We start from the raw sequence: 8,156 nt of genomic DNA on the forward strand, positions 1-8,156 counted from the left end.
CGCTACGGGGCGGACGGCGGCGACGGGACGTACTCCGCCAGCCCCGTCGCCCGCCCCGCGCCGTCCCACCGGACTTCCAGCAGGCGCACCACGGCCTCGCGTTCGACGGGCCCGTGCACATGGGGGAAGAGGACGCCCGCCGGGACGCCCGCCGGGACGCCCGGCGGCGGGGCCGGTTCCGCTGCCTCGAAGCGGACGCCGGCCGACAGCCGCTCCTCGTCCAGCACCAGGGCCAGCAGCGGCCGGGGCGCGGACCGGTAGAAGGCGTTGACGACCGCCAGCGTGGTCGCCTCGTCGGGCGAGCAGTGCACGAACCCGTCCGTCGCCAGGGAGGCGGGCGCGTACGGGCTCCCGGGGCGTTCGCGCCATTCGGCGAGCGGTACGACGTGGTAGATCATGGCAGCAGTTCTACCCCGGCGCCCCCGGCGTCCTCGACGGGCTCCAGCGCAGGACGTCGCCCGGCCTGCGCTCCAGGGTGCGGCAGACGGCGTCCAGTGTGTGGTGGCGGCCCCCGTGCCACCGACGCGGAGAGTGCTGATCACCGGACGATGCATCCACCGGATTTCGGCAGGAAGCTGTCGAAGACCAAGAGGTGGCGGGTTCCGGCGACGTACGGCGCGACGACCGCCGGCAGTGCGTACTCAGCCACATCACCGCCGCCGCCCCTGTGTGACCCCCGGGCGGCCGGGCCATGGTCCCCGCCGCACGGCACCCGTGCACGCCCGGCCAGAGGTTGTGCGCGCACAGCCCGCGCGGCGGCCCGTCCCCGGGCTAGCGTCGGGAGGGCACAGGCCGAGGGGGAAGCCGGCCGAGGGAGCAGCCATGGGCACGCGGTTCGAGGCGACCGTCGACATCGACCGTCCCATCGAGGAGGTGTTCGCCTATCTCGCGGACGGCCGGCACGACCCCGAGTTCAGCCCACGGGTCCTGGAGATCGACAAGAGCCCCGAGGGGGCGACCCGGGTGGGCACCGTCTTCCACAGCACCGTCAAGGACGCCGGGATGACCACCCAGCGGGACTTCGAGATCAGCGAGATGACCGCCCCGACCCGGATCCGCTGGCACGAGATCTCCCACAACTCCATCACCGCCGACGAGGGCGGCTACGACCTGGAGCGCACCGCGGAGGGCGGCACCCGGGTCCGTCTGTTCAACGTCCTCGAAGGCCACGGCCTGGGGAAGGTGCTGGTTCCCCTGGCCGGGAGCGCGGCCCGCAAGGACGCCCCCGCGTTCGGGCAGCGCATCAAGGCCGCCGTCGAGGCATCGGTCTGACCTTCCGGCGCCCGGGCCGCCCGCCCCCGGTCCGGCCGACCGGTCCGCCCCCGGCGCATGTCCGGCCCAGCCCGTCCGCCCCCGGCCCGTCCGGCGTCAGTCCGGCCCTCGCGCGCGGCCGTCCGCCCGTGCCGCGTCGACCTCCAGGGTCAGGCGCCGCCACTCCCGGGGCGACATGCCGTACGCGTCCCGGAAGCGGTGGCTGAAGTGCGTCGGATCGGTGAACCCCCACCGGCGCGCGACCGTCGCGATCGTGCGGTTCCGGCCCGCCGGATGCGCCAGCTCCTCCCGGGCGCCCTCCAGCCGCTGCCCGATGATCCACCGGCGGAGGCTGATGTCGGCGCCGGCGCACAGCTTGTACAGGGACCGGACCGAGAGATGGTGGGCGGCCGCGATCCTGGCCGGCGTCAGGTCCGGATCGGAGAGATGCCGGCGCACATAGGCCCGGATACGCGTCAGCCGGGTCTCCGCGAGCGTCGGCCGGGCCCACCGGTCCTGCCGGGAGGCGGAGGCCAGCAGCGCCCGCACCAGATCGACGGTGATCCCCTCCAGGCGCACGGCCGAGGGGTCGGCCGCCAGAGCCTCGACGCCCTCCGTCAGGTTCACGACATGGTCGGCCACCATCCGGTAGTACGGACTGGCCGGCAGCAGCGGGACGGCGTCCCGCACCAGGTCGACGGGCAGCCGGAGCTGGTCCACGGGTATCTGCACGCTGCGGGCGGCGCCGAGGCCGGTCCACGAGAAGTCGTAGGGAGCGGTGAGGTCCATCACGAGCAGTTCGCCCGGCGGCACCACCCGCTGGTGCCGCAGATGGTCCTGGCGGCCCTCGGCGCGCTCCTGGACGGAGAGGGCGATCACCGGCCGGGCGTCCTGCCGGGCCTGCCGCGCCGTCCGGACCAGGCGTATCCCCGTTGACTCGGTGGTGAACACCCGCAGGGTCTCCAGCGGGAAGACCGTCATCCGGGCGTGGATGTCCGCGCCCCGCTCCTCCTGGACCACATAGCAGGGGACGGTGGCCTCCACCATGGCCGAGAAGACCGCCTCCGCCCGTTCCGCCGCGGGGATGCCTGCCGTGTCGAGCACCGTCGCCATGGGGAGCCTCCGTCCGGACGTCACCGGTGGCGGGCCGTGACTTCCACGGTAGGCCGACGCCTCGCGCCGGGCATGGCGAGGCGCGGACGCCCGTTCCGTCCCGCGCCGGCACCCGTGCCGTTCGCTGCCGCGGTGGCGACGGTGCCGCGATGACCCGCGCCGGGGCCGGGCGGCCCGCGCCGGGGACCGGCCGGTCGTCCTCCTGCGGGGCCGGCTCCCCGGCGCGGACGCCTGGGCCCCGTGGGAGGCGCTGTTCGCCGCGCACGGTTGCACCTCTCGTGCTGCGCCGGCCGGGGGTAGGCCGCCGGGCCGCGCCGGCCGGGGAGGGGCCGCCGGGCCGGGACCGTCATAGCGCTGTGGTGGCACCCGGCTCCGGCCGGGTGCCACCACAGCAACCCGCGCAGGCCGCGCGCGACCGGAGGTCCGGCCGCCGCGCGCACCCGTCAGAACGGCATCCTGCCGCGCGTCCGCCGCCCGGCCGAACCACTGCGGCCGACCGCCTTCGAACTGCTGCGGAAGGGCTTGCTGAACAGCCGCCCGAGGACGCCGGGCGCCTTGCCGCCCGCCCGCGACCCGGCACCGAGGGTCCGCTGGGTGCCGCGCTCGGGGTGGCGCGAGAGACGGGGGAGGAAGAAGGCGAGGACCGCGAGGACCACGCACACGGCGACGATGCCGACGACCATCATCAGGAACTCCTTGGCTCGGGGACGCCGTTCGGATGCCCGGGCCCGCCCGGGCCATGCATGGGAGGAGCCGGGCACCTCCGGTCCGGCCGCGCCGCCGGACGGCCCCACGGCGTACGTGTGCGGGCCCCTTCCGTTCAGGCGCGCGGTCCGCGGCGACCTGCTCCGACGCGGGTTCCGGCCGGGCGGACCACCACGAGGTCTTCGGACCGGACCGGTGGCCGGGAGCCCGCGCGACCCGGCACCGCCCGGCCGGCCCGCCGGGTCAGCGCAGGGTCTCGGCCCAGTCCGGCGGGAGCCGGTCCGCCGGGCCCGGCACCGCCTGGCCGGCGGGGTGGCTCTGCGGGGGAGCGAGCTCGGGTCCCGAGGGGGAGAGCTTCGAGGTCTCGTAGTTCCAGAACCAGCTCTCGCCCGGCTCGTAGCTGCGCACCACCGGATGGCCGCTGCTCCGCGCGTGCGCCGTCGCGTGCCGCCCCGGCGAGTCGTCGCAGCAGCCGATGTGGCCGCAGCGGGCGCAGCGCCGCAGATGGACCCACCAGCCGCCGGCGGCGTCGCAGTCGACGCACCCGGCGCCGCTCGGGGGGACGGACGGATCGATCCCGTCCGACGCATTCGACACGTCGGGCGTGCCGGCCGTGCCTGCCGTGTTCGGGTCGGTCATGAGGACTCCTCCGGAGTGTCCGGCGCCGTCAGCGGCAGATGCACACGGAAACGGGTGTCCCCGGGCACCGACCGCACCTGAAGGCTGCCGTGGTGCTTGTTGACGACGATGCGCCAGGAAATGTCCAGGCCGAGCCCCGTCCCCTCGCCCACGGGCTTCGTGGTGAAGAACGGGTCGAAGATGCGGTCCCGGATCTCCTCCGGAACCCCCGGCCCGGTGTCGGCGAACTCCACGAGAACCTGGTCCCCGTCCCGGGCCGTGCGCACCGTCAGCCTCCCCTCGCCGTCCATCGCGGCCAGGGCGTTGTCGATCAGGTTGGTCCACACCTGGTTCAGCTCGCCCGGATACGCGGGAACCCTCGGCAGGGACGGGTCGTACTCACGGACGACCTCGACGCCCCGTTTCATCTTCCCGCCCAGCATCATCAGCGTGCTGTCCAGCAGTTCGTGCACATCGGCCTCCTGGTACGGCGCCCGGTCGAGCTGCGCGTACTGCTTGGCCGCGTCCACCAGACGGGAGATCCGGGCGGTGGAGTCCGCGATCTCGTTCATCAGCAACTCGGTCTCCACCGTGTAGCTCAGCCACCCGATCGCCCCCGGCAGGATCTCCTCCTCCACCGCGTCCGCGACCTGCTCCAGCCAGTCCGTGTCCAGACCGCCCTGGACGAACGCCGGCGCGATCCGCAGACCCCCGGCCAGACCGTGGCCGTCGAACCAGTCCGCGACGGCGTCCTCCCGGTCGGCGGCCTCCAGCGGGCTCAGCGACGGCGCCCCGGCCACCCGCTCCGCCGTCCGCTCCTGGATCTCCACCAGCGCCTTCAGCGCCTCCGAGCGGTACGGCCCGGAGGCGATCACCCCGAGCTTGGCGCGCATGTGCGCCACCCGGTCCCGCAGTGCCGACGTGGCCCGCACCGCCGCCGCGGCCGGGTTGTTGAGCTCGTGCGTCAGCCCCGCCGACAGCGACCCGAGTGCCAACAGCCGCTCCCGCTGGCTGATGGTCCGCTGGGTGTTCTGCATCCCGAAGAACAGGCCCTCCAGCAGATGCACCGCCATCGGGAACCACTCCCGCAGGACCGCCGCGAAGGTCTCGGCCGGCAGGACGAAGAACCGCGACGGCTCGGCCACCCGCATCGAACCCCGGTACACCGCCTGCTCCCCGCCGCTCAGATACGCCTGCATCGCCCCGGAGTACACCCCGCGCTGCGTACTGCGGTTGACCTCCACCTCGTCGCCGCCGACCCGCCGCGACAGCACCAGGCTGCCTTCCAGAAGCACATAGAAGCAGGTAGCGGGCTCGCCCTCGCGGTAGACCCAGCCCGGCTCGAACTCCTCGACACGGCCCTCCCGGCAGAGCCGCGCCACCTGCTCGCCGTCCAGCTTCTCGAAGAGAAACAGCGACGCCAGCTCCGCGGGGTCGCACGGGAGCCTGCGCGTGCTCACGGCCGCCGCCCCCGGCACCCGGTCACGCCCGGCGGGCCGTCCACGACCACGCCCGGCCTCCGCCGTACGACCGCTCCCGGCCCGCGGTTCACGACTGGTCCCCGCCTCCGCCGTACGACCACGCCCGGCCTCCGGCGTACGAGCGCTCCCGGCCCGCGGTTCACGACTGCTCCAGATACCGGTGGACGAGTATCACGGCCATGGCTCCCTCTCCGACGGCGGACGCGACCCGCTTCGCGGACTCGGCCCGCGCGTCCCCGGCCACGAACACGCCGGGCACACTGGTCTCCAGGTGGTACGGCGGCCGCTCCAGCTCCCAGCCCGCCGGCGGCTGCCCGTCCGGTGTCATGTCCGGGCCGGCCTTGATGAACCCCCGCCCGTCCCGCAGCACCGTCCCCTCCAGCCAGTCGGTGAACGGCGCCGCGCCGATGAACACGAACACCCACTGCGCGTCCACCGTCTCGGTCCGCCCGCTCGCCACGTCCCGCAGGGTGAGCCGCTCCAGATGACCGTCGCCCTCCGCGGACTCGACCACCGTGCCCGCGCGCACCGACACGTTCGGCGTCTGCTCGATCTGCCGGACCAGATAGTGCGACATCGACGCCGCGAGCGAGGGCCCGCGCACCAGGACCGTGACGGAGTTCGCGCCCCGGGACAGGAACAGGGCCGCCTGGCCCGCCGAGTTCGCGCCGCCCACGATGTACACGTCCTGGCCCTGGCAGGCAGCCGCCTCGGTCAGGGCCGAGCCGTAGAAGACACCGCGGCCGGTCAGACCGTCCAGCCCCGGGGCCTCCAGCCGCCGGTAGGACACCCCGGTCGCCAGGATCACCGCGTGCGCCGCGATCGCGGAACCGTCGGTGAAGCGGATGGTCCGCGACCCTCCCGTCACCTCCAGGGCGCTCACCTCGCGCGCGGTCAGGATCTCCGCCCCGAACTTGGTTGCCTGCCGCCGCGCACGGTCGATCAGCTGGGCGCCGGACACCCCGTCGGGGAAGCCGAGGTAGTTCTCGATCCGGGAGCTCTGCCCGGCCTGCCCGCCCGTCGCCGACCGTTCGACGAGCACCGTGCGCAGCCCCTCGGACGCCCCGTACACGGCCGCACCGAGCCCGGCCGGGCCCCCGCCGATGACGACCAGGTCGTAGAACTCGGCCGCCGGTGTGGTGGCCAGCCCCACCTTCGCCGCGAGATCGGTGTCGCCGGGCTCCACCAGCGGGGTGCCGTCCGCGGTGACGACCAGCGGCAGCCGTTCCCCGTCCTGCCCGGCCGCGGCCAGCAGCCGCTGCCCCTCGGGCGAGTCGGACGCGTACCAGCGGTACGGCACCTGGTTGCGGGCCAGGAACTCCCGCACCCCCGAAGTGCGCGCCGACCAGCGGTGTCCGACCACCTTGCAGGTCGGAACGGGCCGGTGGTCGCCGGTCCGCCAGGCGGCGATGAGGTCGTCGAGGACCGGGTAGAGCTTCTCCTCCGGCGGGTCCCACGGTTTGAGGAGATAGTGGTCGAGGTCGATCACATTGATCGCGTCGATCGCCGCGCCGGTGTCCGCGTACGCCGTGAGCAGCGCCCGGCGCGCCCACGGGTACACGTCGAGCGCCTGTTCCAGGAACTCGATGCCGTTCATCTGCGGCATCCGGTAGTCGGCCAGGATCACCGCCACCTGGTCCCCGCGCAGCTTCAGCTCCCGCAGCGCGTCGAGCCCGGCCTCCCCCGACTCCGCCCGCACGATCCGGTGCGCCTCGCCGTACCGCCGCCGCAGATCACGGGCGACGGCACGGGACACCCCCGGATCGTCATCCACGGTCAGGATGACGGTCCGCGCCGAACCCGGCGGCTGTCCCGTACGCCTCCCACCCGGCGAACGGCCGGTGGCTGTCACACGCCCATCGTAGGGAGGAACGCGGCGGGGCGCGCTGCGGGCGGGAAGGGCCGGGGACCGTTGCCGGACGACGCGTTCACCAGGTGCGGCGGGAACACGGCACCGTTCCCCGGCCCCGCCTTCGCGCTACGCGGGCCGGCCGCCGTACGGCACCGTGATGAGTTCCAGCGCGTGCCCGGCCGGGTCCATGAAGTACACGCCCCGGCCGCCGTCGTTGTGGTTGATCGTGGCGGGCTGCGTGCGCCGCGGGTCGGCGTAGTGCTCGATGCCGCGCTCCCGGATCTGCGCGTACGCCGCGTCGAACTCCTCCTCGGAGACGAGGAAGGCGTAGTGCTGCGGGGTGATCGTGTCCGCGGGGACGGTGGCGAAGTCCAGGGTCACGCCGTTGCCGAGGGCGACGGCGATGAACGGGCCCCACTCGCCGGTGATGTCGAGGCCGAGCAGGGTCGCGAAGAACTCCGCGGATTCCCGGTTGTCACGGGAGTGAACGATGGTGTGGTTGAGATCGACTGACAAGGAATGCCTCCGAGGGCAACTCCCGGCACCTCCATGCCTCACCCGGCCGGTGACCGGCACGCGATGCCGCGGTGGATCATAGCCGGGGACCGGCCCGCCACGGGAGGGGGTTTGCGGCCCGCCCGCGTGCCCCCGTCTCTGCTGCTTCTGTGGTGTCGGGGTCGGGTCGGGTCGGTGGGGTTCTGTTTGCGGTGAGGGTCGGTACGGGGGTGTCGTTGGGGTGGTTTGGTGTGCTGGCCTGGGCTTGGATCGCTGGCCGGGTTGGGGGGTTGGTGCCTGGTCGGTCTGGGGTTTTTTCGGGTGGCGGGGTCCGGGTTTCCGGGGTGGGCGCGGCCCTGTGCCGTCTCCTGGGGGTTTGACGGCCGGTCGTCGGTCCGTGTGTTTCTTGTCCGGTCCTTTTGCCCGTCGGTCCGTGTGTTTCTTGTCCGGTCCTTTTGCCCGTCGGTCCGTGTGTTTCTTGTCCGGTCCTTTTGCCCGTCCGTGTGCCGGCTGCGGGGCGGGTGTCACGTCAGGAGGTCCGGGGCCCGTAGCAGTTCGGGTGGGATGTTCCAGGCGTCGACCAGGTCGACGGCCAGTGGCCGGACCTTGCGGCAGAGGTCGTTCACTTCCCGGCTGATGGC

General features: G+C 73.7%; 9 protein-coding genes. 1 reads left to right on the forward strand and 8 read right to left on the reverse strand.

Annotated features, from left to right (window positions below; all coding sequences use genetic code 11):
* Positions 1–2: 2 nt before the first annotated feature.
* Positions 3–398, reverse strand: coding sequence for a DUF952 domain-containing protein (locus C593_RS0121415; RefSeq protein ID WP_018849365.1), 396 nt, complete (start codon positions 396–398; stop codon positions 3–5).
* Between the two features lie 424 nt (positions 399–822).
* Between C593_RS0121415 and C593_RS0121420 the strand changes: the two genes are divergently transcribed.
* On the forward strand, positions 823–1,272 hold the full coding sequence (locus tag C593_RS0121420; RefSeq protein ID WP_018849366.1) for an SRPBCC family protein: 450 nt from the start codon (positions 823–825) through the stop codon (positions 1,270–1,272).
* A 96-nt stretch (positions 1,273–1,368) separates the two neighbouring features.
* Here C593_RS0121420 and C593_RS0121425 read toward each other — a convergent pair whose 3' ends face one another.
* From C593_RS0121425 to C593_RS33090, 7 genes are all read right to left on the reverse strand, one after another.
* The gene (locus tag C593_RS0121425; protein WP_018849367.1) at positions 1,369–2,364 is read right to left on the reverse strand and encodes a helix-turn-helix domain-containing protein; all 996 of its coding nucleotides are present in this window, start codon (positions 2,362–2,364) and stop codon (positions 1,369–1,371) included.
* 443 nt (positions 2,365–2,807) lie between these two features.
* Positions 2,808–3,050 carry a DUF6411 family protein gene (locus C593_RS0121430; RefSeq protein ID WP_018849368.1) on the reverse strand — a complete coding sequence of 81 codons (243 nt, stop codon included), beginning with the start codon at positions 3,048–3,050 and terminating at the stop codon, positions 2,808–2,810.
* Positions 3,051–3,312: 262 nt separating this feature from the next.
* The gene (locus tag C593_RS0121435; RefSeq protein ID WP_018849369.1) at positions 3,313–3,708 is read right to left on the reverse strand and encodes a UBP-type zinc finger domain-containing protein; all 396 of its coding nucleotides are present in this window, start codon (positions 3,706–3,708) and stop codon (positions 3,313–3,315) included.
* Complete coding sequence (locus C593_RS0121440) at positions 3,705–5,147, reverse strand: ATP-binding protein (RefSeq protein ID WP_026277925.1); 1,443 nt, start codon at positions 5,145–5,147, stop codon at positions 3,705–3,707. Before C593_RS0121440 ends, C593_RS0121435 begins: the two co-directional genes overlap by 4 nt.
* Before the next feature lie 160 nt (positions 5,148–5,307).
* Positions 5,308–7,020, reverse strand: coding sequence for an FAD-dependent oxidoreductase (locus tag C593_RS0121445; protein WP_051093742.1), 1,713 nt, complete (start codon positions 7,018–7,020; stop codon positions 5,308–5,310).
* Between the two features lie 126 nt (positions 7,021–7,146).
* A complete protein-coding gene (locus C593_RS0121450) occupies positions 7,147–7,536 on the reverse strand; it encodes a VOC family protein (RefSeq protein ID WP_018849372.1) in 390 nt (129 codons plus the stop codon).
* A gap of 503 nt (positions 7,537–8,039) precedes the next feature.
* A partial coding sequence (locus C593_RS33090; RefSeq protein WP_158686867.1) for an acyl-CoA dehydrogenase occupies positions 8,040–8,156 on the reverse strand: 117 nt, incomplete at its 5' end.

The sequence above is a fragment of the Streptomyces sp. CNT372 genome (assembly GCF_000377145.1).

What these genes read in the sequence shown, in the direction of transcription:
- C593_RS0121430 (WP_018849368.1), bottom strand. Translation starts at nt 3,050, where the DNA reads ATGATGGTCGTCGGCATCGTCGCCGTGTGCGTGGTCCTCGCGGTCCTC.
- C593_RS0121435 (WP_018849369.1), bottom strand. Translation starts at nt 3,708, where the DNA reads ATGACCGACCCGAACACGGCAGGCACGGCCGGCACGCCCGACGTGTCG.
- C593_RS0121420 (WP_018849366.1), top strand. Translation starts at nt 823, where the DNA reads ATGGGCACGCGGTTCGAGGCGACCGTCGACATCGACCGTCCCATCGAG.
- C593_RS0121415 (WP_018849365.1), bottom strand. Translation starts at nt 398, where the DNA reads ATGATCTACCACGTCGTACCGCTCGCCGAATGGCGCGAACGCCCCGGG.
- C593_RS0121425 (WP_018849367.1), bottom strand. Translation starts at nt 2,364, where the DNA reads ATGGCGACGGTGCTCGACACGGCAGGCATCCCCGCGGCGGAACGGGCG.